This window comes from Citrobacter sp. SX206, assembly GCF_024181025.1.
GTDB classification, from domain to species: domain Bacteria; phylum Pseudomonadota; class Gammaproteobacteria; order Enterobacterales; family Enterobacteriaceae; genus Citrobacter; species Citrobacter youngae.
The window spans coordinates 936,708-957,129 of record NZ_CP049738.1; the positions used below are offsets into that span (position 1 = coordinate 936,708).

The 20,422-nt window shown below is 53.4% G+C and carries 22 protein-coding genes and 1 pseudogene; 18 read left to right on the plus strand and 5 right to left on the minus strand.

The genetic code is table 11. The annotated features are described in order from the left end of the window. The first annotated feature begins 24 nt into the window (after nucleotides 1-24). Nucleotides 25-759 (plus strand): phosphoadenosine phosphosulfate reductase, encoded by a 735-nt coding sequence (gene cysH, locus G8S19_RS04505; protein WP_048213065.1) that lies wholly within the window; start codon nucleotides 25-27, stop codon nucleotides 757-759. Between the two features lie 44 nt (nucleotides 760-803). On the opposite strand, the gene G8S19_RS04510 is transcribed toward cysH, so the two are convergent. Next, nucleotides 804-1,847, minus strand: coding sequence for an aminopeptidase (locus tag G8S19_RS04510; protein ID WP_061068477.1), 1,044 nt, complete (start codon nucleotides 1,845-1,847; stop codon nucleotides 804-806). A 254-nt stretch (nucleotides 1,848-2,101) separates the two neighbouring features. Here G8S19_RS04510 and cysD point away from each other — a divergent pair, with 254 nt between their 5' ends. The 12 genes from cysD to rpoS all read left to right on the plus strand — a co-directional run bounded on the left by cysD (nucleotide 2,102) and on the right by rpoS (nucleotide 11,941). Then, complete coding sequence (cysD, locus tag G8S19_RS04515) at nucleotides 2,102-3,010, plus strand: sulfate adenylyltransferase subunit CysD (protein ID WP_005130891.1); 909 nt, start codon at nucleotides 2,102-2,104, stop codon at nucleotides 3,008-3,010. Between the two features lie 9 nt (nucleotides 3,011-3,019). After that, complete coding sequence (gene cysN, locus G8S19_RS04520; protein ID WP_253686157.1) at nucleotides 3,020-4,447, plus strand: sulfate adenylyltransferase subunit CysN; 1,428 nt, start codon at nucleotides 3,020-3,022, stop codon at nucleotides 4,445-4,447. Further along, nucleotides 4,447-5,052, plus strand: coding sequence for an adenylyl-sulfate kinase (gene cysC, locus G8S19_RS04525; protein ID WP_048213061.1), 606 nt, complete (start codon nucleotides 4,447-4,449; stop codon nucleotides 5,050-5,052). The genes cysN and cysC overlap by 1 nt, the downstream gene beginning before the upstream one ends. A gap of 47 nt (nucleotides 5,053-5,099) precedes the next feature. Further along, a complete protein-coding gene (locus tag G8S19_RS04530) occupies nucleotides 5,100-5,423 on the plus strand; it encodes a DUF3561 family protein (protein ID WP_048213060.1) in 324 nt (107 codons plus the stop codon). Between the two features lie 215 nt (nucleotides 5,424-5,638). Continuing rightward, nucleotides 5,639-5,950 (plus strand): cell division protein FtsB, encoded by a 312-nt coding sequence (gene ftsB / locus G8S19_RS04535; RefSeq protein WP_003034163.1) that lies wholly within the window; start codon nucleotides 5,639-5,641, stop codon nucleotides 5,948-5,950. Nucleotides 5,951-5,968: 18 nt separating this feature from the next. Next, nucleotides 5,969-6,664, plus strand: coding sequence for a 2-C-methyl-D-erythritol 4-phosphate cytidylyltransferase (gene ispD / locus G8S19_RS04540; RefSeq protein WP_048213058.1), 696 nt, complete (start codon nucleotides 5,969-5,971; stop codon nucleotides 6,662-6,664). 66 nt (nucleotides 6,665-6,730) lie between these two features. Next, on the plus strand, nucleotides 6,731-7,210 hold the full coding sequence (ispF, locus tag G8S19_RS04545; RefSeq protein ID WP_003034167.1) for a 2-C-methyl-D-erythritol 2,4-cyclodiphosphate synthase: 480 nt from the start codon (nucleotides 6,731-6,733) through the stop codon (nucleotides 7,208-7,210). Next, complete coding sequence (gene truD / locus G8S19_RS04550; protein WP_253686159.1) at nucleotides 7,207-8,256, plus strand: tRNA pseudouridine(13) synthase TruD; 1,050 nt, start codon at nucleotides 7,207-7,209, stop codon at nucleotides 8,254-8,256. Before ispF ends, truD begins: the two co-directional genes overlap by 4 nt. Beyond that, nucleotides 8,237-8,998, plus strand: coding sequence for a 5'/3'-nucleotidase SurE (gene surE / locus G8S19_RS04555; protein WP_003825728.1), 762 nt, complete (start codon nucleotides 8,237-8,239; stop codon nucleotides 8,996-8,998). The genes truD and surE overlap by 20 nt, the downstream gene beginning before the upstream one ends. Beyond that, complete coding sequence (pcm, locus tag G8S19_RS04560) at nucleotides 8,992-9,618, plus strand: protein-L-isoaspartate O-methyltransferase (protein WP_101741643.1); 627 nt, start codon at nucleotides 8,992-8,994, stop codon at nucleotides 9,616-9,618. The genes surE and pcm overlap by 7 nt, the downstream gene beginning before the upstream one ends. Before the next feature lie 186 nt (nucleotides 9,619-9,804). Continuing rightward, nucleotides 9,805-10,887, plus strand: a complete 1,083-nt coding sequence (gene nlpD, locus G8S19_RS04565; RefSeq protein WP_306308092.1) for a murein hydrolase activator NlpD — start codon at nucleotides 9,805-9,807, stop codon at nucleotides 10,885-10,887. 61 nt (nucleotides 10,888-10,948) lie between these two features. Next, entirely contained in the window at nucleotides 10,949-11,941 is a 993-nt protein-coding gene (rpoS, locus tag G8S19_RS04570) for an RNA polymerase sigma factor RpoS (RefSeq protein WP_000081498.1), read from the plus strand. A gap of 143 nt (nucleotides 11,942-12,084) precedes the next feature. Here rpoS and G8S19_RS04575 read toward each other — a convergent pair whose 3' ends face one another. Beyond that, on the minus strand, nucleotides 12,085-12,489 hold the full coding sequence (locus G8S19_RS04575) for a MarR family winged helix-turn-helix transcriptional regulator (RefSeq protein ID WP_048213054.1): 405 nt from the start codon (nucleotides 12,487-12,489) through the stop codon (nucleotides 12,085-12,087). A gap of 159 nt (nucleotides 12,490-12,648) precedes the next feature. On the opposite strand from G8S19_RS04575, the gene G8S19_RS04580 reads away from it, so the two are divergent. From G8S19_RS04580 to G8S19_RS04590, 3 genes are read left to right on the plus strand one after another with little or no spacing between them, the layout of a single operon-like run. After that, on the plus strand, nucleotides 12,649-13,242 hold the full coding sequence (locus G8S19_RS04580) for a non-oxidative hydroxyarylic acid decarboxylases subunit B (RefSeq protein WP_253686161.1): 594 nt from the start codon (nucleotides 12,649-12,651) through the stop codon (nucleotides 13,240-13,242). Then, nucleotides 13,242-14,669, plus strand: coding sequence for a non-oxidative hydroxyarylic acid decarboxylases subunit C (locus G8S19_RS04585; protein ID WP_061068472.1), 1,428 nt, complete (start codon nucleotides 13,242-13,244; stop codon nucleotides 14,667-14,669). Before G8S19_RS04580 ends, G8S19_RS04585 begins: the two co-directional genes overlap by 1 nt. Before the next feature lie 10 nt (nucleotides 14,670-14,679). Continuing rightward, a complete protein-coding gene (locus G8S19_RS04590) occupies nucleotides 14,680-14,916 on the plus strand; it encodes a non-oxidative hydroxyarylic acid decarboxylases subunit D (RefSeq protein WP_061068471.1) in 237 nt (78 codons plus the stop codon). Nucleotides 14,917-15,038: 122 nt separating this feature from the next. On the opposite strand, the gene mutS is transcribed toward G8S19_RS04590, so the two are convergent. Continuing rightward, complete coding sequence (mutS, locus tag G8S19_RS04595; protein WP_253686163.1) at nucleotides 15,039-17,600, minus strand: DNA mismatch repair protein MutS; 2,562 nt, start codon at nucleotides 17,598-17,600, stop codon at nucleotides 15,039-15,041. 152 nt (nucleotides 17,601-17,752) lie between these two features. On the opposite strand from mutS, the gene G8S19_RS04600 reads away from it, so the two are divergent. Continuing rightward, a complete protein-coding gene (locus G8S19_RS04600; protein WP_323527945.1) occupies nucleotides 17,753-17,995 on the plus strand; it encodes a DUF4102 domain-containing protein in 243 nt (80 codons plus the stop codon). A gap of 23 nt (nucleotides 17,996-18,018) precedes the next feature. Beyond that, nucleotides 18,019-18,528 (plus strand): annotated as a pseudogene (locus tag G8S19_RS04605) (transposase); the annotation flags it as partial. Between the two features lie 187 nt (nucleotides 18,529-18,715). On the opposite strand, the gene sitD reads toward G8S19_RS04605, so the two are convergent. Further along, nucleotides 18,716-19,567, minus strand: coding sequence for an iron/manganese ABC transporter permease subunit SitD (sitD, locus tag G8S19_RS04610; protein ID WP_048213041.1), 852 nt, complete (start codon nucleotides 19,565-19,567; stop codon nucleotides 18,716-18,718). After that, on the minus strand, nucleotides 19,558-20,421 hold the full coding sequence (gene sitC, locus G8S19_RS04615) for an iron/manganese ABC transporter permease subunit SitC (RefSeq protein ID WP_121584979.1): 864 nt from the start codon (nucleotides 20,419-20,421) through the stop codon (nucleotides 19,558-19,560). Before sitC ends, sitD begins: the two co-directional genes overlap by 10 nt. Nucleotide 20,422: the final 1 nt, after the last annotated feature.

The window sequence follows — 20,422 nt, forward strand, 5'->3', positions numbered from 1 at the left end:
GGCAAGGCATACAGCGAGGAACTTATGTCCAAACTCGATCTAAACACGCTGAATGAACTGCCGAAAGTCGAACGCGTATTAGCACTGGCAGAAACCAACGCCGAACTGGAAAAACTGAGTGCCGAGGATCGTGTGGCGTGGGCGCTGGAAAACCTGCCCGGCGAATATGTTCTGTCATCAAGCTTCGGTATTCAGGCGGCGGTCAGCCTGCATCTGGTGAACCAGGTTCGCCCGGATATCCCGGTGATCCTGACCGATACCGGTTATCTGTTCCCGGAAACCTACCAGTTTATTGACGAGTTAACGGACAAACTCAAGCTGAATCTCCAGGTTTATCGCGCGAAAGAGAGCGCCGCCTGGCAGGAGGCACGCTACGGTAAGCTGTGGGAACAGGGCGTCGAAGGCATTGAGAAATACAATGACATCAACAAAGTCGAACCCATGAACCGGGCGCTGAAAGAACTGAATGTACAAACCTGGTTTGCGGGTCTGCGCCGCGAACAGTCCGGTAGCCGTGCACATTTACCGGTATTGGCTATTCAGCGTGGTGTATTTAAAGTGCTGCCGATTATCGACTGGGACAACCGTACGGTATACCAGTATCTGCAAAAACACGGTCTGAAGTATCATCCACTGTGGGATCAAGGCTATCTGTCAGTCGGCGATACCCATACCACCCGCAAATGGGAGCCGGGGATGGCGGAAGAAGAGACGCGGTTCTTTGGGCTGAAAAGAGAGTGCGGGCTGCACGAAGGGTAACGGCTAAAAGCCCGGTAACGTTTACATTTTACCGGGCTTCTTCTTCAGGATTTACCTGCTTTCGCCAGTTCTTTTACCAGCGGCAGCATGATGCGTACGACGTCGCGGCTGCGATGTTCAATCCGGCCTGGAAGCGCTTTATCAATATGCTGCTGGTTGTCCAGACGCACGTCGTGCCAGCTGTTACCTGCGGGGAAAGAGGCGGTTTTAGCGCGTTGCTGATAGCCGTCTTTTTTACCCAGGTTCCAGTTGGTTGCTTCTACCGAGAGCACGGCGATTCCCGCTTTGTCGAAGACCTCGGCATCGTTACAACATCCGGTTCCTTTCGGATAGTCTTTGTTCAGGCCCGGGTTGGTACTGGCGACGATACCGCGGCTGTGTGCAATTGCCAGCGCCCGGTCGCGCGTCAGTTTTCGTACGGCTTCCGGGGTTCTTTTCCCACTATTGAAGTAGAGCTTATCCCCGACGATCAGGTTATCGAGGTTGATAACCAGCAGCGTATTTTTCTTCTCAGCCGCACTCATGCGCTTGAGGATATTTTCTGCGCCGAGTTTGCCTTCTTCCTCGCCGCTGGTGGCGATAAACCGAATGCCGTACTGTGTCGGCACATTTTTAAGTTTTTCAGCCAATTCCAGCATGACACCCAAACCTGCGGCGTTATCGTCGATGCCCTGTAAGGTTAATCCGCCCAGATTAGCATCGGAATCGGCATCGCTCAGCGCGGCGTAAGTGTCGAGGTGCGCCATGATAATAATCTGCTGCGGCGCTTTGCCTTCATGCGCTGCAATGACGGTGCTGCCCGTAACGTTATGCCAGTTCTTACGGTTGTCTTTGGCGGTATAAACATAACGGCTATTAAACGTCCGAATATCACTGCGATAGCCCATCTGCTGAAATTGCTGACGTAAATAATCAGCAGATAGCATTTCTGCCGGAGAGCCCGTCACGCGGCCAGGGAAGAATGTTGCGATATATCGGGCCTGAGTATTTGCGATATCTCCAGGTCTGGAGGATGTTGCCTGTGCAGGAAGGATAAAACACGCGCCGAGCGCCATGGCAGCAATAAGGTGGCGCGTTGCGGAAAACATAATGAGTCCTTAAATACCAAGCAGAAATTTTCAGCCGCTAGTATGAAACTGTGATCGAGGTAAAACAATTTCATTTGCTCCTAAATGCCCGAAATCCGGCGGCTTAAGCACTTTTTGAACTTTGCTTTTCCAAATCGTTATTCCTTTGAGGAACTACTCATTCCAATTCGTAATTTCATTCGCTCTCTTGCCCTCCCTATAGTCAGGTTATCTGAACTTCGTTAGCAAAATAACGGCAATACATAGGAACGGTTATGGATCAAAAACGACTTACCCACCTGCGGCAACTGGAAGCGGAGAGCATCCATATCATTCGTGAGGTGGCCGCCGAGTTTTCGAATCCGGTGATGATGTATTCCATCGGCAAGGATTCCAGCGTAATGCTGCATCTGGCGCGCAAAGCGTTTTATCCTGGTTCACTGCCGTTTCCTCTGCTACACGTTGATACCGGCTGGAAATTCAGCGAGATGTATGAGTTTCGTGACCGTACGGCAAAAGCCTACGGCTGCGAACTTCTGGTGCATAAAAACCCGGAAGGGGTGGCGATGGGCATCAACCCGTTTGTCCATGGTAGCGCCAAGCATACCGACATTATGAAAACCGAGGGGTTGAAGCAGGCGCTGAACAAATACGGTTTTGACGCAGCATTCGGTGGCGCGCGCCGTGATGAAGAGAAATCGCGCGCGAAAGAGCGCATCTATTCCTTCCGCGATCGTTTTCATCGCTGGGACCCGAAAAACCAGCGTCCGGAGCTGTGGCATAACTACAACGGCCAGATTAACAAAGGCGAAAGCATTCGCGTATTCCCGCTCTCTAACTGGACGGAACAGGATATCTGGCAGTACATCTGGCTGGAGAACATCGACATTGTTCCGCTGTACCTTGCCGCAGAGCGTCCGGTGCTTGAGCGCGATGGCATGTTGATGATGATTGATGACGACAGAATCGATCTGCAACCCGGTGAAGTGATTAAAAAACGCATGGTGCGTTTCCGCACGCTCGGCTGCTGGCCGCTCACTGGCGCGGTGGAGTCAGACGCGCAGACGCTGCCGGAAATTATCGAAGAGATGCTGGTCTCAACCACCAGTGAACGTCAGGGGCGCGTGATTGACCGCGACCAGGCGGGCTCCATGGAGCTGAAGAAACGTCAGGGGTATTTCTAAGGAGCCGCCATGAATACGACACTTGCACAACAAATTGCTAATGAAGGCGGCGTTGAAGCCTGGATGGTTGCCCAGCAACACAAAAGTCTGCTGCGCTTTTTAACCTGCGGTAGCGTGGATGACGGGAAAAGTACCCTGATTGGACGTTTGTTGCATGATACCCGACAGATCTACGAAGATCAGCTTTCATCGCTGCACAATGACAGTAAACGTCACGGTACCCAGGGCGAAAAGCTCGATCTGGCGCTGTTGGTTGATGGCTTGCAGGCCGAGCGTGAGCAGGGCATCACCATCGACGTGGCTTACCGTTATTTCTCTACCGAGAAGCGTAAATTTATCATTGCGGATACCCCCGGCCATGAGCAGTACACCCGCAATATGGCAACCGGTGCGTCGACCTGCGATCTGGCGATCCTGCTGATCGATGCACGTAAAGGCGTGCTGGATCAGACGCGTCGTCACAGCTTTATCTCCACGCTGTTGGGAATAAAACATCTGATCGTTGCGATCAACAAAATGGATCTGGTGGATTTTAGCGAAGAGACATTTAACCGGATTCGTGAAGATTATCTGACCTTTGCAGAGCAGTTGCCGGGCAACCTGGATATCCGTTTTGTACCGCTTTCAGCACTGGAAGGTGACAACGTGGCGTCGCAAAGTTTCAGCATGCCGTGGTACAGCGGCCCGACGCTGCTGGAAGTGCTTGAAACTGTTGAAATCCAGCGCGTTGTCGATACTCAGCCGATGCGATTCCCGGTGCAGTATGTGAACCGCCCAAATCTTGATTTTCGTGGTTATGCCGGAACGTTGGCCTCCGGTAGAGTGAAGGTGGGACAGCGCGTCAAAGTGCTACCGTCCGGCGTTGAGTCCAGCGTAGCGCGGATCGTGACCTTCGATGGCGACTTGCAGGAAGCGCACGCGGGTGAAGCCATTACCCTGGTGCTGAAAGATGAGATCGATATCAGCCGTGGCGACCTGTTACTTGATGCCGGTGAAGCGTTGCCGGCGGTACAAAGCGCTGCCGTTGATGTGGTGTGGATGGCGGAACAACCGTTGTCGCCAGGGCTGAGCTATGACATCAAAGTGGCGGGCAAGAAGACGCGTGCGCGTGTTGATAGCGTGGAGTATCAGGTCGATATTAATAACCTTACCCAACGTGACGTTGAAGCGCTGCCGCTAAACGGCATCGGCCTGGTTAATCTGACCTTTGATGAACCGCTGGTGCTGGATACCTATCAGCATAATCCGGTCACGGGCGGCCTGATTATCATTGACCGTCTGACTAACGTTACCGTCGGGGCTGGACTGGTACGCGAGCCGATCGTCCAGGAGCAGGCCACGACATCCCAGTTCAGCGCGTTTGAGCTGGAGCTTAATGCGCTGGTGCGTCGCTATTTCCCACACTGGGGTGCGCGCGATCTGCTGGGAGGAAAATAATGGCGCTGCATGACGAAAACGTCGTCTGGCATGCCCATCCTGTTACGCCGCAACAGCGGGAGCAACACCACGGGCATCGTGGTGTTGTGCTGTGGTTCACCGGACTCTCTGGTTCGGGTAAATCCACGGTGGCGGGAGCGCTGGAAGAAGCGTTGCACAAGCTGGGGGTTAGCACTTATCTGCTGGATGGCGATAACGTGCGCCACGGTCTGTGTAGCGATCTTGGATTTAGCGATGCCGATCGTAAGGAGAATATTCGTCGGGTTGGTGAGGTGGCTAACCTGATGGTGGATGCGGGCCTTGTGGTGTTGACCGCCTTTATTTCACCGCATCGCGCCGAGCGCAAAATGGTTCGTGAGCGGGTTGGCGAAGGGCGTTTTATAGAGGTGTTTGTCGATACGCCGCTGGCGACCTGTGAATCACGTGATCCAAAAGGGCTGTATAAAAAAGCGCGGGCGGGTGAGTTGCGCAATTTTACTGGCATTGATTCGGTATACGAAGCGCCTGAATCGCCAGAAATTCATCTTGATGGTGAACAATTGGTAACAAATTTGGTACCCCAATTATTAGACCTGCTGAGGCAGGAAGATATTATCAGATCCTGAGACACCCGAGCTCACATGCCCGGTCAGTCACGGTCACAGGATTAGATATGCGTAACAGCCATAACATTACTATTACAGAGTCAGATACCTTCGCCGCCGACGACGAAACCACCTGGTCACTACCGGGGGCCGTGGTCGGTTTTATTGCGTGGTTGTTGGCGCTGGGATTCCCGTGTCTGATGTATGGCCCTAATACACTGTTTTTTTTCATTTATACCTGGCCCTTTTTCCTCGCGTTGCTGCCCGTCGCCATTGTGGCGGGTATTGCCCTGCATTCGCTTATGCAGGGACGGCTGCTGCTAAGCGTTACGTTTACCCTGCTGGTGGTCGGGTCGATGTTTGGCGCATTGTTCCTGTGGCTGCTGGGCTAGGTTCACTTCCCTTTTTTCATGGTGAGTGGTGCCGCATAACGGCAGCTCTAATTCAAACCGTAACCAACAATGAGATTATGTTCTCCTTACACGGGGTATACGTAACAACGGGCAAATGTGGTACATTTGCCCGCGTTGTCGCGGCATTCCCGACCGTTGATGTAAAGTTGTCTGCGGAAGTTATGGGATGTAAATGCCGTTTTTCAGGGGGCAGGATGGGTAAACTAACGCTGCTGTTGCTGGCTTTATTAGTCTGGCTGCAGTATTCGCTGTGGTTCGGTAAGAACGGCATACATGACTATAGTCGCGTCAACGATGATGTTGCTGCGCAGCAAGCTACAAACGCGAAACTTAAAGCGCGTAACGATCAGCTCTTTGCTGAAATTGACGATCTCAATGGCGGACAAGAGGCTATTGAGGAGCGTGCGCGCAACGAACTCAGTATGACTAAGCCGGGCGAAACCTTTTATCGTCTGGTGCCTGACGCGTCTAAACGTGCTCAGACTGCAGGGCAAAACAATCGATAAACCGTCCAGGGATTTAACATGGCAGCCACTTTATTGGACGTTTGCGCCGTGGTGCCGGCTGCCGGGTTTGGCCGCCGAATGCAAACAGAGTGTCCTAAGCAGTATCTCTCTATTGGCAATAAAACCATTCTTGAACACTCGGTGGATGCGCTGCTGGCTCATCCCCGGGTGACGCGAGTCGTCATCGCTATCAGCCCAGGCGACAGTCGCTTTGCCCAACTTCCACTTGCTGCGCACCCGCAAATTACCGTAGTGGATGGCGGCAACGAGCGTGCTGATTCTGTCCTTGCCGGTTTGCAAGCCGCAGGGGAGGCTCAGTGGGTACTGGTGCATGATGCCGCACGTCCGTGCCTGCACCAGGATGATTTAGCCCGCTTACTGGCAATAAGTGAAGCCAGCCGTATCGGCGGTATCCTGGCGGCTCCCGTACGCGACACAATGAAACGTGCCGAGCCTGGTAAGACCGAGATTGCTCATACGGTCGAACGCACCGATTTATGGCACGCGTTGACGCCGCAGTTTTTCCCACGCGAGCTGTTGCACGACTGCCTGACGCGAGCGCTCAACGAAGGCGCAACCATTACGGATGAGGCTTCGGCACTGGAATATTGCGGCTTTCATCCGCTGCTGGTCGAAGGACGCGCTGACAACATTAAAGTCACCCGCCCGGAAGATCTGGCGCTGGCGGAATTTTATCTGACCCGAACTATCTAGACACCTCATCCTTCACGCTGCAACGAGGCAGCCTGCAGGATGTTGTGTATACCAGGAGAAGACATAATGCGAATTGGACACGGTTTCGACGTACACGCTTTTGGCGGCGTTGGCCCAATTATCATTGGTGGTGTGCGCATTCCGTATGAAAAAGGTTTGCTGGCGCATTCTGATGGTGATGTTGCGTTACACGCGCTAACCGATGCTCTGCTGGGCGCGGCTGCGCTGGGGGATATCGGTAAGCTATTCCCGGACACCGACCCGGCCTTTAAAGGCGCAGATAGTCGTGAATTATTGCGTGAAGCCTGGCGGCGTATTCAGGCCAAAGGCTATACGCTTGGTAATGTAGATGTGACGATTATTGCACAGGCGCCGAAGATGCTGCCGCACATTCCGCAAATGCGGGTGTTTATTGCCGAAGACCTCGGCTGCCATATGGATGATGTTAACGTGAAAGCGACCACCACGGAAAAACTCGGTTTTACCGGGCGTGGGGAAGGGATTGCCTGTGAAGCGGTGGCGTTACTCATTAAGGCAACGAAATGACTGCGTTTGAAGACCTGACCTATCTCCATGGTAAACCGCTGGGCCATGGCGTTCTGAAAGCGAATCCGGAAGACTTTGTCGTCGTCGAAGATTTAGGCTTTGAACCCGATGGCGAAGGCGAGCACATTTTGGTGCGTATCCTGAAAAACGGCTGTAACACCCGTTTTGTCGCTGACGCGCTGGCGAAATTCCTGAAAATTCACGCCCGGGAAGTTAGCTTTGCTGGCCAGAAAGACAAGCATGCGGTCACGGAACAGTGGCTGTGCGCGCGTGTACCGGGCAATGCGATGCCTGATTTAAGCAAATTTGAGCTTGAAGGCTGTAAAGTGCTGGAGTACGCGCGCCACAAGCGTAAGCTGCGTTTAGGGGCGCTGAAAGGCAACGCGTTTACGCTGGTGTTGCGTGAAGTGAGCGAGCGTGATGATGTTGAAGCGCGTTTACAGGCGATTAGCGAGCGCGGCGTACCGAACTATTTCGGCGCTCAGCGTTTTGGTATCGGCGGCAGCAACCTGCAAGGGGCGTTGCGCTGGGCGCAAAGCGATGCGCCGGTGCGCGATCGCAATAAACGCAGTTTTTGGTTGTCGGCGGCCCGTAGCGCGTTGTTTAATCAGATAGTCAGTGAACGCCTGAAAAAAACAGACTTTAATCAAGTTGTTGACGGCGATGCGCTACAATTGTCGGGACGCGGAAGCTGGTTTGTCGCCACACAGGAAGAACAAACTGAATTACAGCGTCGCGTCGATGAGAAAGAATTGATGATAACAGCGGCATTGCCGGGCAGCGGTGAGTGGGGAACTCAACGCGATGCGCTGGCGTTTGAAGAAGCCGCTATTGCTGACGAAACCGCGCTGCAGTCTCTGTTATTGCGCGAGAAAGTCGACGCGTCGCGCCGCGCTATGTTGCTGTATCCACAACAATTAAGCTGGAACTGGTGGGATGACGTAACCGTTGAGTTGCGCTTCTGGCTACCGGCAGGTAGCTTCGCCACCAGTGTTGTAAGGGAACTTATTAACACAATGGGTGATTATGCGTATATTGCTGAGTAACGATGATGGGGTCCACGCGCCCGGTATACAAACGCTGGCGAAAGCGCTGCGTGAGTTTGCTGACGTACAGGTGGTTGCCCCGGATCGTAACCGCAGTGGCGCGTCTAACTCGCTGACGCTGGAGTCTTCACTTCGCACGTTTACCTATGATAATGGCGATATCGCTGTACAAATGGGGACACCCACCGACTGCGTCTATCTGGGCGTGAACGCATTAATGCGTCCGCGTCCGGACATTGTCGTTTCTGGTATTAACGCGGGTCCTAATCTGGGTGATGATGTTATCTATTCTGGTACCGTGGCGGCGGCGATGGAAGGTCGTCATCTGGGGTTCCCTGCGCTGGCGGTCTCACTCGATGGGCATAAACACTACGATACTGCTGCCGCAGTAACCTGCCGGATTTTACGCGCGTTAAGCCGCGAACCGCTGCGCACCGGTCGCATTCTGAATATCAACGTGCCGGATTTACCCCTGGATCAGATCAAAGGTATTCGCGTTACCCGCTGCGGCAGCCGCCATCCGGCGGATCAGGTGATTCCACAGCAGGACCCCCGCGGCAATACGCTGTACTGGATCGGACCACCGGGCGAAAAATGCGATGCCGGTCCGGATACGGATTTTGCTGCCGTTGATGAAGGTTATGTTTCCATCACGCCGCTGCATGTCGATTTAACCGCATATGGCGCGCATGAGGTGGTTTCTGACTGGTTAGACAGCGTGGGAGCCGACACGCAATGGTAAGCAGACGCGTACACACTCTTCTTGAACAATTACGTGCGCAGGGCATCAGAGATGAGCTTGTTCTCGATGCACTTGCCGCCGTGCCGCGTGAAAAATTCATTGATGAGGCGTTTGAACATAAGGCCTGGGACAATATTGCCCTGCCGATTGGTCAGGGGCAGACCATCTCACAGCCCTATATGGTGGCTCGCATGACCGAGCTGCTGGAGCTAACACCGCAGTCTCGGGTGCTGGAAATTGGTACCGGCTCTGGCTACCAGACGGCGATCCTGGCTCATCTGGTGCAGCACGTGTGCTCTGTTGAGCGCATTAAAGGTTTGCAATGGCAGGCGCGTCGTCGCCTGAAACAGCTTGATTTACATAATGTTTCGACCCGTCATGGTGATGGATGGCAAGGCTGGCAGGCGCGAGCGCCGTTTGACGCTATCATTGTGACGGCAGCACCGCCGGAGATCCCAACGGCATTGATGATGCAGTTGGATGAAGGCGGCATTCTCGTCTTGCCCGTGGGCGATGAGCACCAGTTTTTGAAACGGGTGCGTCGTCGGGGAGGCGAATTTATTATCGACACCGTGGAGGCCGTACGCTTTGTTCCCTTAGTCAAAGGGGAGCTGGCGTAGCTAACGCTGCTGAATACCTGGAGTTTTCCTGGATATTCTGGAATTAGTAAGCGTATCGTGGTCACGTTTTCCAGTGTCCAGTCCGATGCCTTGCACGGTGATTACGTCACTGGGTATTAACCAAATTTTCCTGGGGGATAAATGAGCGCGGGAAGCCACAAATTTACCGTTCGCCGCATGGCGGCATTGTCACTGGTTTCGTTATGGCTGGCAGGTTGTTCAAACACCTCGAATCCACCAGCGCCAGTCAGCTCTGTTGGCGGCAATGCATCATCGAACACCAGCTCCGGCATGCTGATCACGCCTCCACCAAAAATGGGATCAACGGCGACAGTACAACAAACGCCACAGATCCAACCGGTGCAACGCCCGGCGACTCAGCCAACACAGGTTCAGCCGGTTGCAGAACAGCCTGTCCAGATGGAGAACGGGCGGATTGTGTACAATCGTCAGTATGGGAATATTCCGAAAGGTAGCTATACGGGTGGCAGTACCTATACTGTTAAGAAAGGCGACACGCTTTTCTATATTGCCTGGATTACCGGGAACGATTTCCGTGACCTCGCACAACGCAATAACGTTCCGGCCCCGTATGGCCTGAATGTCGGACAAACTCTGCAAGTGGGCAACGCGTCGGGTGCACCGATTACCGGTGGTAATGCCATCACCCAGGCGGATGCAGCACAGCAAGGAGTTGTGACCAACCCTGCACAAAATTCCACCGTTGCTGTTGCTTCGAAACCAACAATTACGTATTCTGAGGATTCAGGTGAACAAAGTGCTAACAAAATGTTGCCGAACAACAAGCCTGCTGGGACCGTCGTCACAGCGCCTGTAACGGCTCCGGCAGTTAGTGCAACCGAATCGACTGCAAGCTCAACTTCTACCAGTTCGCCGATTTCTACCTGGCGCTGGCCGACTGACGGCAAAGTGATCGAAAACTTCGCAGCTACCGAAGGTGGCAATAAAGGGATCGACATTGCAGGCAGCAAAGGACAGGCTATTGTCGCGACCGCAGATGGACGCGTCGTGTATGCCGGTAATGCGCTGCGTGGTTACGGTAATCTTATTATCATCAAACACAACGATGATTACCTGAGTGCCTACGCCCATAACGATACAATGCTGGTCCGGGAACAACAAGAAATCAAGGCGGGGCAGAAGATAGCTACCATGGGTAGCACCGGAACCAGTTCTACACGCTTGCATTTTGAAATTCGTTACAAGGGGAAATCCGTAAACCCGCTGCGCTATTTACCGCAGCGATAATTCGGCGGAACCAGGCTTTCACGTGCTAGTTCCGTTAGGGATCACGGGTAGGAGCCACCTTATGAGTCAGAATACGCTGAAAGTTCATGATTTAAATGAAGATGCGGAATTTGATGAGAACGGAGTAGAGGCTTTTGATGAGAAAGCCTTGAGTGAAGAGGAACCCAGTGATAACGACCTGGCTGAAGAAGAGCTGTTATCGCAGGGGGCCACACAGCGTGTGTTGGACGCGACTCAGCTTTACCTTGGTGAGATTGGTTATTCGCCACTGTTAACAGCCGAAGAAGAAGTTTATTTTGCGCGTCGCGCACTGCGTGGAGATGTCGCTTCTCGCCGCCGCATGATTGAAAGTAACCTGCGTCTGGTGGTGAAAATTGCTCGTCGTTATGGCAATCGTGGTCTGGCATTGCTGGACCTGATTGAAGAGGGCAATCTGGGGCTTATCCGTGCCGTCGAGAAGTTTGACCCTGAGCGCGGGTTCCGCTTCTCAACATACGCAACCTGGTGGATCCGCCAGACGATCGAACGGGCGATTATGAATCAAACCCGTACGATCCGACTGCCGATTCACATTGTAAAAGAGCTGAATGTCTATCTGCGTACCGCGCGTGAGTTGTCGCATAAACTGGACCACGAACCGAGTGCAGAAGAGATTGCGGAACAACTGGATAAACCGGTTGATGACGTCAGCCGTATGCTCCGACTCAACGAGCGCATTACTTCGGTAGACACCCCGCTGGGTGGCGATTCCGAAAAAGCGTTGCTGGATATTCTGGCCGACGAAAAGGAAAACGGTCCGGAAGACACCACGCAAGACGATGATATGAAACAGAGCATCGTCAAATGGCTGTTCGAACTGAACGCCAAACAGCGTGAGGTGCTGGCACGTCGTTTTGGTCTGCTGGGGTACGAAGCTGCGACACTGGAAGATGTGGGCCGTGAAATTGGCCTGACCCGTGAACGTGTTCGTCAGATTCAGGTTGAAGGCCTGCGTCGTCTGCGTGAAATCCTGCAGACACAGGGGCTGAATATCGAAGCGCTGTTCCGCGAGTAAGCACAAGTTCTATCAAGAAAGGCCAGTCTCGGTGAGGCTGGCCTTTTTCTTTGTTTGTTGCCTGATGGCACTGCGTTTATCAGGCTCTACGGAGAGCAGGGCTTTGTGGGCCGGATAAGACGTTTACGTCGCCATCCGGCAAATCAGTTCATCATCTTACGCACCAACTGCGTAAACTGTTCGCGCTCTTCCCCGCTAAGTCGGCCCAGAAACTCATCATCCACGCTATCTCCCAACGGGGTTGCGCTGGCCAGTAACGCTTCTCCTTGCGCGGTCAAATAAACAAACCGCCGACGCTTATCCGCCGGGTCGTGCTCACGCCTGACCAGATTGCGTTTTTCCATCCGGCTCAGCATTTCCGCAAGCGTCGCCTTGGTACAGACTGCAGCCTCGGTCAGGGTAACCTGCTCAATGCCGGGCTGTTCAGCGATGGCCCGCATCACTGCGTACTGAGGTTTGGTCAGTTCCGGTAATGCATGCTGCCAGCGAGCCGTATGCTTTTGAAAAAGCTGACGTAGTAAGTGAAACGCGGTATTTCGTAACTCCATGGGAACTCCGGGCAAACGATCGGTCTCTATCATAGCGGGTAACGCGTGATTTTTTAATAAGCGCGACTTTAGCTATCTGTGCCAGGTGTCCTTGCCCGGAGTCGGTTGTGGGAGTATGTTATGCAAAATGTTCGTACACGAACAATATTGAGAGGTTGAATGAGACTCATCGTAGGAATGACCGGGGCAACGGGAGCGCCGCTTGGTGTGGCGCTACTACAAGCGCTGCGGCAAATGCCGGAAGTGGAAACGCATCTGGTGTTATCGAAGTGGGCTAAAACGACGATTGAGCTCGAAACGCCGTACAGCGTTAACGATGTGTCTGCGCTGGCGAACTACTGCCACCATCCGGCGGACCAGGCAGCGAGTATTTCCTCTGGCTCGTTTCGCACTGACGGCATGATCATTATCCCCTGCAGCATGAAAACCCTGGCCGGTATTCGCGCAGGCTACGCGGAAGGCCTGGTGGGGCGCGCCGCTGATGTGGTGCTGAAAGAAGGGCGCAAGCTGGTGCTGGTTCCGCGTGAAATGCCGCTGAGCACCATTCATCTGGAAAATATGCTCGCACTTTCCCGTATGGGCGTCGCAATGGTTCCGCCGATGCCCGCGTTTTACAACCGTCCGCAAACGGTCGATGACATTACGCAGCACATTGTCGCTCGCGTTCTCGATCAGTTTGGTCTGGAACACCCAAACGCCCGTCGCTGGCAGGGGTTACGGCAGGCGCAGAATTTTTTACAGGAGAATGAGTAATGGCATTTGATGATTTGCGTAGCTTTTTGCAGGCGCTGGACGACCAGGGACAATTGCTGAAAATCAGTGAAGAAGTGAACGCCGAACCGGATTTAGCAGCGGCTGCCAATGCCACCGGACGTATTGGCGACGGGGCGCCTGCGCTGTGGTTTGACAACATTCGTGGATTTACCGATGCCCGTGTGGCAATGAACACTATCGGCTCCTGGCAGAACCATGCAATCTCGTTGGGTTTACCACCGAATACGCCGGTGAAAAAACAGATCGATGAATTCATTCGCCGCTGGGATAAATTTCCGGTTACGCCGGAGCGTCGTGCCAACCCGGCGTGGGCGGAAAACAGCGTCGACGGTGACGATATCAACCTGTTTGATATTCTGCCGCTGTTTCGTCTGAACGATGGCGACGGTGGTTTCTACCTTGATAAAGCCTGCGTGGTTTCGCGCGATCCGCTGGATGTCGACAATTTCGGTAAGCAGAACGTCGGTATTTACCGTATGGAAGTAAAAGGCAAGCGTAAGCTGGGCCTGCAACCGGTGCCGATGCACGATATTGCGCTGCACCTGCATAAGGCTGAAGAGCGCGGCGAGGATCTACCGATTGCGATCACCCTTGGCAACGATCCGATCATCACTCTGATGGGGGCAACGCCGCTGAAGTACGATCAATCTGAATACGAAATGGCGGGGGCGCTACGAGAAAGCCCGTACCCGATCGCCACCGCACCGCTCACCGGTTTTGACGTACCGTGGGGTTCAGAAGTGATCCTCGAAGGGGTCATTGAAAGCCGCAAGCGTGAAATAGAAGGGCCATTTGGTGAATTTACCGGGCACTACTCTGGCGGGCGCAACATGACTGTGGTGCGCATTGATAAAGTCTCTTATCGCAGTAAACCTATTTTTGAATCGCTGTATCTCGGGATGCCGTGGACGGAAATCGACTATCTGATGGGGCCAGCAACCTGTGTACCGCTGTATCAACAGTTGAAGGCAGAATTCCCGGAAGTGCAGGCGGTGAACGCCATGTACACCCACGGTTTGCTGGCGATTATCTCCACCAAAAAACGCTACGGCGGCTTTGCCCGTGCGGTAGGGTTGCGGGCGATGACCACGCCGCACGGTCTGGGTTACGTGAAAATGGTGATTATGGTTGATGAGGATGTTGATCCGTTCAACTTACCGCAGGTGATGTGGGCGCTGTCGTCGAAGGTTAACCCGGCGGGGGATCTGGTGCAATTGCCGAATATGTCGGTGCTGGAGCTTGATCCGGGTTCCAGTCCGGCGGGGATTACCGACAAGTTAATTATTGATGCCACCACGCCGGTCGCGCCGGATAACCGTGGGCACTACAGCCAGCCGGTATGTGATTTACCGGAAACGAAAGCCTGGGCTGAAAAGCTGACCGCCATGCTGGCTAACCGTAAATAAGGAGTTGTAGATGATTTGTCCACGTTGTGCCGATGAACATATTGAAGTGATGGCGAACTCGCCGGTAAAAGGCGTCTGGACGGTATATCAGTGCCAGCATTGTCTGTACACCTGGCGTAATACTGAACCGCTACGTCGCACCAGCCGTGAGCACTACCCGCAGGCGTTTCGCATGACGCAGAAGGATATTGATGAAGCACCGATGGTGCCAAGTATCCCCCCTCTGTTGGCGGAAGATAAGCGCTAATCAAAAATGCAGGCGAGGCGAAGCCCCGCCCGGTAAATTTGCCCGATGGCGCTGTGCTTATCGGGCCTACAAATCAGGCCGTAGGCCGGATGAGACGGAGCCGTCATCCGGCATCACGAGTATTACACCAGACTCTTCAACCGATAGATCCACTCCAGTGCCTGGCGCGGCGTCAGCGAATCCGGGTCAATATTCTCCAGTGCTTCAACGGCAGGTGATGTCTCTTCCGGTGCACTGAGCAGTGACATCTGCGTCCCATCAACCTGCGTTGCCGCGGCGTTTGGCGTGATGCTTTCCAGCTCGCGCAGTTTTTGCCGTGCGCGTTTGATAACCTCTTTCGGAACGCCAGCCAGTGCCGCGACCGCCAGACCATAGCTCTTACTCGCCGCGCCATCCTGTACGCTGTGCATAAAGGCGATGGTATCGCCATGCTCTAACGCATCCAGATGTACGTTCGCTACGCCTTCCATTTTTTCCGGTAACTGAGTCAGTTCGAAGTAGTGGGTAGCAAACAGCGTGAGTGCTTTGATTTTATTCGCCAGATTTTCAGCACAAGCCCAGGCCAGAGATAAACCGTCATAGGTTGAGGTCCCGCGCCCAATCTCATCCATCAGCACCAGGCTGTTCTCAGTGGCGTTATGCAGAATATTGGCCGTTTCGGTCATTTCTACCATGAAGGTTGAACGACCGGATGCGAGGTCATCCGCTGCGCCCACACGGGTAAAGATACGGTCGATTGGACCTATTTCTACCTTTTGTGCCGGCACATAGCTACCGATGTAGGCCAGCAACGCAATCAGCGCGGTCTGGCGCATATAGGTGCTTTTACCGCCCATATTTGGCCCGGTGATAATCAGCATCCGCCGCTGCGGGGAAAGGTTAAGTGGGTTGGCGATAAACGGCTCACTCAGCACCTGTTCCACCACCGGATGGCGACCCTCTGCAATACGGATACCGGGCTTATCGCTGAATGTCGGGCAGGTGTAGTTCAGGGTATAAGCGCGTTCGGCCAGGTTGACCAGCACGTCAAGCTCTGCCAGTGCGCTGGCGCTCTGCTGTAAATCAGCCAGATGCGGCAACAGCATGTCGAACAGCTCGTCATACAGCTGTTTTTCCAGTGCCAGCGCTTTGCCTTTTGAGGTCAGAACTTTGTCTTCGTACTCTTTCAGCTCAGGAATAATGTAGCGCTCGGCATTTTTCAGTGTCTGACGGCGTACGTAGTTAATCGGTGCCAGATGACTCTGTCCACGACTGATCTGAATGTAGTAACCGTGGACGGCGTTAAATCCAACTTTCAATGTGTCCAGGCCGGTGCGCTCGCGCTCGCGGATCTCCAGTCTGTCCAGATAATCGGTTGCGCCATCAGCCAGCGCTCGCCATTCGTCCAGCTCTTCGTTATAGCCCGGTGCGATAACGCCACCGTCGCGTACCAGCACTGGCGGGGCATCAACCACGGCACGCTCCAGCAGTTCACGCAGTTCCGTGAACTCGCCCATTTTCTCGCGCAGCATCTGTACGGGAGCGCTGTTTACGTTTTCCAGTTGAGCGCGCAGTTCCGGTAATTGCTGGAAGGCGTGACGCATCCGCGCCAGATCGCGTGGGCGCGCGGTACGCAGTGCCAGACGTGCCAGAATACGTTCCAGATCGCCCACCTGACGTAGTACGGGTTGCAATTCGCTGGTGGAATCCTGCAGCGCGCCGATGGTCTGCTGGCGCTCGATCAGTATCTGCGTATCGCGGACTGGCATATGCAGCCAGCGTTTGAGCATACGGCTACCCATTGGCGTCACGGTGCAATCGAGCACCGATGCCAGCGTGTTTTCTACGCCACCGGCCAGGTTCTGGGTAATTTCCAGATTGCGGCGCGTGGCGGCATCCATAATGATGCTGTCCTGCTGGCGTTCCATGGTGATGGAGCGAATATGTGGCAGTGAGGTGCGCTGGGTATCTTTGACATATTGCAGCAGGCAGCCGGCAGCGCATAATCCACGCGGCGCGTTTCCCACACCAAAGCCGATCAGATCCCGTGTGCCAAACTGCAGGTTTAACTGCTGGCGGGCGGTATCAATTTCAAACTCCCACAGCGGACGACGACGCAGGCCGCGACGGCCTTCGATCAGCGACGTTTCTGCGAAATCCTCGGCATACAGCAATTCGGCAGGATTGGTGCGCTGTAGTTCCGCAGCCATCGTCTCACGGTCTGCGGGTTCACTGACGCGAAAACGCCCGGAGCTGATGTCCAGTGTGGCGTAGCCAAAGCCTTTACTGTCCTGCCAGACGGCGGCCAGCAGGTTGTCCTGACGTTCCTGTAAAAGTGCTTCATCGCTGATGGTGCCCGGTGTGACGATGCGTACCACTTTGCGTTCAACCGGCCCTTTGCTGGTTGCTGGATCGCCAATCTGCTCGCAAATAGCGACAGATTCCCCCTGATTGACCAGCTTAGCGAGGTAGTTTTCCACCGCATGGTGGGGAATGCCCGCCATCGGGATGGGCTCGCCTGCCGATGCGCCACGTTTGGTCAGCGAGATATCGAGCAACTGCGACGCACGTTTCGCGTCGTCATAAAACAGTTCGTAAAAGTCGCCCATGCGGTAAAACAGCAGGATCTCCGGGTGCTGAGCCTTCAGCTTGAGATACTGCTGCATCATGGGGGTGTGAGAGTCTAGATTTTCTATTGTACTCATTGGAGTGTGATGTCCATATTTCTTAATTTTTAATGAGTTAGTGAATTTTATGGTTATCATTAGGTTTCACGTTGTCTCATCGAATATCATGAAATCCTACAGTTAACAGTAGGAATTCATGACTGCATAAGGTGCATGATAACGGAGTCTTTATGGTAGTAAAACAAGAGGGAAAGCCACTTTCGTTTAAAGCGGTAAAAATGATGAAGCCTGGTGGCAAAGATGAAGCTTACGTGGGCGAAAATCGTGGTTTACGTCTCTCATGTGGTGCCACCGGGATGAAGTCTTTTTCCTACCGTTACGCGAGTCCCCGACTGGTAAACTTGTTCAGTTTAAAATTGGTAACTTTCCACAACTTCTCTCGTTTGCTGCACGTTTTAAACTCCACGAATTAAAGCTTCTCCGTCGGGCCTGCCGGAGTCTGAACCAGAACTGGTCTGTCGACTTTATGCCTGATACCCAGGTCTGTGGCCGTCGTTTTCGCACGTTCAATGTCGTTGATGACTTTAACCGTGAGGCGTTGTCGATTGAAATCGAACTGAATCAGCCAGCTCTGCGCGTGGTCCGTGTGCTCGACAGGATCGCGGCAAATCGCGGCGATCCGGTCACGCTACGCATGGATAATGGTCCGGAATTTATCTCACTGGCACTGGCTGAATGGACAGAGAAACATGCAGTAAAACTGGAGTTTATCCAGCCGGGTAAGCCGACACAGAACGCTTTTATTGAGCGCTTTAACCGAACATACCGTACAGAAATACCCGATTTTTATCTGTTCAGAATGCTGAATGAAGTGCGGGAAATCACGGAGAAATGGTTATCTGAATATAACTGTGAACGCCCGCATGAATCACTGAACAATATGACACCGGAGGAATACCGACAGCACTATTATCTGGCCGGGATCTCAAAAAATGCCTGGAACTAAAACGGGTCTATTTACACCACACCCCAATGTACCATTGAAGTGTGGCTGGTGAAGTTTGTATCAAATTACTCATTCATTTCGTGGTTGCTCTTTTTTATCTTATTGAATATCGATAATACTCGTCAGGATGCGGAAACGAGGTTTTAGAGGCATAAGCATCATTAGCTGACATATCATGAAGCATTATTTATACATCATGCAGCTGAAGTTGATTCTCTAAACGCCGATCGCGCAGCGTTGAATAAATAAAGGTGATGACAAACAGCAGGGAAAATAAAACGACTATGGTCGGCGCGGGGGCACTGTCGATGAAAAATGACAGGTATACACCCAGAAATGACGTTGCAACCGATATGGCGGTAGCCAGTAATAATGCCTGGGCGAACCTGCGCGTCATTAAAATCGCAATCGCACCGGGGGCAATCAGCAAGGAGATCGACAAAATAATACCTACCGACTTTAGCGTCGCGACGATAGTCAGGGCTATCATACACAGCAGACCATAATGCAGCAGTGTGGTGTTAAGACCGCTGGCCTTTGCCTGGTGCGGATCGAACGCATGCAGTAGCAGATCTTTCCATTTAAGCCCGATGATAAGCGCTATCCCCAAAGCGATAACCGCAGTCTGCGCAATGTCGCCCAGCGAAACGCCCAGCATGTCACCGAACAAAATATGGTCCAGATGAATTTCAGACTGGATTGACACATACAGCACCAGTCCGGCGCCAAACATACCGGAAAAGACGATCCCCATCAGGGTATCGCGCTTGATACGGCTATTATCGTCAAGATACCCGGTGGCGACCGCGCAGAACAATCCGGCGACAAAAGCGCCAATCGCCAGCGGAATACCCGCAATCCAGGCCAGTACAATCCCCGGAAAGACCGCATGGCTCATGGCATCCCCCATCAGCGCCCAACCTTTCAATACCAAAAATACCGACAGCAGCGCGCAGGGGACGGCGACGATAACGGAGATGGTCAGCGCGTTGACCATAAAGCTGAACTGAAAGGGTTCCAGTAATGTGGTTAAGAACATGAGGACTCCTTGTTCACCAGTCGGGCGCGTCGGCGATTCGCCAGCAGACCATGTTTTGGTGCGAAGACAAATGCCAGCAGGAACAGCAATGTTTGCAGAACGACGATAATTCCGCCGGTTGCGCCGTCCAGCCAGTAGCTCAGCCAGGCACCAGAAAAGCTGGTCAGGCTGCCGATAGCTACGGCGATGGTGAGCAGGCGTGGAAAACGATCGGTCAACAGCCAGGCTGTGGCGCCGGGCGTGACCACCAGGCAAATGACCAGAAATGCGCCGACGGTTTGCAGTGCAGCAACGGTGGAAACGGAGAGCAGCGTAAAAAATAGCAGCTTCAGCCGACCAGGATTCAGACCAATAGAGCGTGCATGGTTTTCATCGAAAAAGACCACCATCAGGTCTTTCCACTTCAGCAGCAGGATAGTCAGTGAGATGACGCCGATGATCGCCAGTTGCAAAATATCTTCCGGCGCAATCGCCAGCACGTTACCGAGAATAATGGTCTGGATGTTCACCGACATCGGATTGAGCGACACCATAAACAGCCCGATACCGAAAAAAGACGAAAAAATCAGTCCGATAATCGCATCTTCTTTCAGGCGTGAGCGCTGATTGAGAAACAGCATACTGCCCGCAGCCAGTCCCCCGGAAAGAAATGCCCCCAGCGCGAAGGGAAGCCCTAACATATATGCCCCGGCAACACCGGGGACGATGGAATGCGATAGCGCATCGCCAATAAGCGACCAGCCTTTGAGCATCAGGTAGCATGAGAGGAACGCGCACAGGCCGCCGACCATCGCCGAAACCCACATGGCGTTGAGCATGTACTGGTAACCAAAGGGTTCTGTCAGCCAGTTCATG

Excerpts from the sequence above, each read along its gene's own strand:
- cysH (WP_048213065.1), top strand. The coding sequence starts at position 25 with ATGTCCAAACTCGATCTAAACACGCTGAATGAACTGCCGAAAGTCGAA.
- mutS (WP_253686163.1), bottom strand. The coding sequence starts at position 17,600 with ATGAGTACAATAGAAAATCTAGACTCTCACACCCCCATGATGCAGCAG.
- G8S19_RS04600 (WP_323527945.1), top strand. The coding sequence starts at position 17,753 with ATGGTAGTAAAACAAGAGGGAAAGCCACTTTCGTTTAAAGCGGTAAAA.
- G8S19_RS04590 (WP_061068471.1), top strand. The coding sequence starts at position 14,680 with ATGATTTGTCCACGTTGTGCCGATGAACATATTGAAGTGATGGCGAAC.
- surE (WP_003825728.1), top strand. The coding sequence starts at position 8,237 with ATGCGTATATTGCTGAGTAACGATGATGGGGTCCACGCGCCCGGTATA.
- G8S19_RS04575 (WP_048213054.1), bottom strand. The coding sequence starts at position 12,489 with ATGGAGTTACGAAATACCGCGTTTCACTTACTACGTCAGCTTTTTCAA.
- cysD (WP_005130891.1), top strand. The coding sequence starts at position 2,102 with ATGGATCAAAAACGACTTACCCACCTGCGGCAACTGGAAGCGGAGAGC.
- G8S19_RS04510 (WP_061068477.1), bottom strand. The coding sequence starts at position 1,847 with ATGTTTTCCGCAACGCGCCACCTTATTGCTGCCATGGCGCTCGGCGCG.
- ispF (WP_003034167.1), top strand. The coding sequence starts at position 6,731 with ATGCGAATTGGACACGGTTTCGACGTACACGCTTTTGGCGGCGTTGGC.
- sitD (WP_048213041.1), bottom strand. The coding sequence starts at position 19,567 with ATGTTCTTAACCACATTACTGGAACCCTTTCAGTTCAGCTTTATGGTC.
- pcm (WP_101741643.1), top strand. The coding sequence starts at position 8,992 with ATGGTAAGCAGACGCGTACACACTCTTCTTGAACAATTACGTGCGCAG.
- sitC (WP_121584979.1), bottom strand. The coding sequence starts at position 20,421 with ATGAACTGGCTGACAGAACCCTTTGGTTACCAGTACATGCTCAACGCC.
- G8S19_RS04580 (WP_253686161.1), top strand. The coding sequence starts at position 12,649 with ATGAGACTCATCGTAGGAATGACCGGGGCAACGGGAGCGCCGCTTGGT.
- truD (WP_253686159.1), top strand. The coding sequence starts at position 7,207 with ATGACTGCGTTTGAAGACCTGACCTATCTCCATGGTAAACCGCTGGGC.
- ftsB (WP_003034163.1), top strand. The coding sequence starts at position 5,639 with ATGGGTAAACTAACGCTGCTGTTGCTGGCTTTATTAGTCTGGCTGCAG.
- G8S19_RS04530 (WP_048213060.1), top strand. The coding sequence starts at position 5,100 with ATGCGTAACAGCCATAACATTACTATTACAGAGTCAGATACCTTCGCC.
- cysN (WP_253686157.1), top strand. The coding sequence starts at position 3,020 with ATGAATACGACACTTGCACAACAAATTGCTAATGAAGGCGGCGTTGAA.
- G8S19_RS04585 (WP_061068472.1), top strand. The coding sequence starts at position 13,242 with ATGGCATTTGATGATTTGCGTAGCTTTTTGCAGGCGCTGGACGACCAG.
- ispD (WP_048213058.1), top strand. The coding sequence starts at position 5,969 with ATGGCAGCCACTTTATTGGACGTTTGCGCCGTGGTGCCGGCTGCCGGG.
- rpoS (WP_000081498.1), top strand. The coding sequence starts at position 10,949 with ATGAGTCAGAATACGCTGAAAGTTCATGATTTAAATGAAGATGCGGAA.
- cysC (WP_048213061.1), top strand. The coding sequence starts at position 4,447 with ATGGCGCTGCATGACGAAAACGTCGTCTGGCATGCCCATCCTGTTACG.